This window comes from Adlercreutzia sp. DFI.6.23 (assembly GCF_024462535.1).
Classification (GTDB): Bacteria; Actinomycetota; Coriobacteriia; order Coriobacteriales; family Eggerthellaceae; genus Adlercreutzia; species Adlercreutzia rubneri.
The window spans coordinates 1-397 of the sequence record NZ_JANGBP010000205.1 but is presented as its reverse complement, the minus strand read 5'-3'; the positions used below and the strand labels follow the sequence as shown (position 1 = coordinate 397).

The 397-nt window shown below is 62.5% G+C and carries 1 pseudogene; it reads left to right on the top strand.

From position 1 onward, the window contains the following. A pseudogene (locus NE591_RS13025) lies at positions 1-397 on the top strand (transglutaminase domain-containing protein); the annotation flags it as partial.

The window sequence follows — 397 nt, the reverse complement described above, 5'->3', positions numbered from 1 at the left end:
CCCTGGTCACCTTCAACGAGGGCGCCGCCCAGACTGGCAACGACTGCGCCATCGATACATCGCAATTGTCCCAGGGCGTCGTGGGCGCTTCCGCGAGAAGCGACGCGCGCCTGAAGTTCCAGGTGGTCAAGGGCGAGATGAGCTACAACTACGACTTGCCCAGCGACGGGACGCCCATCATCGTGCCCATCAACATGGGCGATGGCCCCTACACCTTCCGCGTTATGCAGAACACCTCGGGCAACAACTACGTGGAGCTGTTCAGCGTCATCGAGAACGTGAACCTTTCCAGCGAGACGGCGCCCTTCCTCGTGCCGAATATGTTCGTGAACTACAACGAATCCCCCGCCGTGGTGGCGAAGGCGCGCGAGCTGGCCCAGGGCGCTGCCAATCAGGG